Source organism: Micromonospora sp. KC207 (assembly GCF_004348615.1).
Taxonomy (GTDB): domain Bacteria; phylum Actinomycetota; class Actinomycetes; order Mycobacteriales; family Micromonosporaceae; genus Micromonospora.
In genome coordinates this window covers 1-1,471 of the sequence record NZ_SMKJ01000577.1, presented here as the reverse complement: position 1 = coordinate 1,471, position 1,471 = coordinate 1, and the positions used below count along the sequence as shown (strand labels likewise).

General features: G+C 76.3%; 1 protein-coding gene. It reads left to right on the top strand.

Features of this window, described 5'->3' with window-relative positions:
• On the top strand, positions 1-1,471 hold a 1,471-nt coding region (locus tag E1258_RS32590; protein WP_132407818.1), incomplete at both ends, for a beta-N-acetylhexosaminidase.

The following is a 1,471-nucleotide window of genomic DNA, read 5'->3' as shown; positions in this document are numbered from 1 at the left end:
AGCCGGCCCCGGCCGCCGACTTCACGCTGCCCGCCGACGCGGCCGTGCGGGTCAGCCCCGACCCGGCCGCCCGGGACGTCGCCGAACAGCTCGCCGCCCTGTTGCGGCCGGCCACCGGCTACCCGATCCCGGTGACCGACGCCGCACCGCCGGCCGAAGGGCTCACCCTCCGGCTCTCCGGCACACCCGGCGACGGCCCCGGCCCGGCCGCCCCGACCGCCGGCCCCGACGGGGTCACCCCGGTCGCGCGGCTCGGCGCGGAGGGTTACCGGCTCGACGTGACCCCCGACGCGGTACGCATCACCGCGGCCACCCCGGCCGGCCTCCTGCACGGCGTACAGACCCTCCGCCAGCTACTGCCACCCGCCATCGAGAGCCCGGCCCCGGTGGCCCAGCGGTGGTCGGTGCCCGGCGGGGTGATCGTCGACCGGCCTCGGTTCCCCTACCGGGGCGCGATGCTCGACGTGGCGCGGCACTTCTTCGGCGTCGCCGACGTGCTGCGGGTGATCGACCACCTGGCCCGGTACAAGCTCAACCACCTGCACCTGCACCTCACCGACGACCAGGGCTGGCGAATCGCCGTCGAGGACTGGCCGAGGCTGGCCGCCGTCGGCGGGGCGACCGAGGTGGGCGGCGGACCGGGCGGGGCGTACACCCGGGCGGACTACCGGCGCATCGTCTCCTATGCCGCCCGCCGGCACGTCACCGTCGTCCCGGAGATCGACCTGCCCGGCCACACCAACGCGGCGCTGACCGCGTACCCGCAGCTCGCGCCGGGCGGGGTCGCGCCGCCGCCGTACACCGGCACCGAGGTCGGCTTCAGCTACCTCGACCCGGCCGACGAGCGCACGTACGCCTTCGTCGCCGACGTGCTCGGCGAGGTCGCCGCACTCACCCCCGGGCCCTGGCTGCACATCGGCGGGGACGAGGCCTTCAAGGTCCCCGCCGACGCGTACAACCGCTTCGTGGAGCGGACGCAGGACATCGTCGCCGCCACCGGCGCGACGGTCATCGGCTGGCACCAGATCGCCCCGGCCCGCCACGCCGACGGGCGGGTCCTCCAGTGGTGGGGCACCGGGGGCGACGACCCCGTGGTGGCCGAGGCGGTCCGGCGCGGCGCCCGGGTGATCCTCTCCCCCGGCAACCGCGCATACCTGGACATGAAGTACGCCCCGGACACCCCGATCGGGCACGACTGGGCGGGCCTGATCGACGTGGCCCGGGCGTACGACTGGGATCCGGGCACGCACCTGACCGCCGTGCCGGCCGAGGCGGTGCTCGGCGTGGAGGCCCCGCTCTGGACCGAGTCGGTGACCTCGCTGGCCGAGATCGAGTTCATGCTGCTGCCCCGGCTGCCCGCCATCGCCGAGTTGGGCTGGTCGCCCCGGCGCACCCACGACTGGGCGTCCTTCCGCCGCCGCCTCGCCGGGCACGGCCCCCGCTGGAGCGCCGCGGGCATCACCTTCCACCC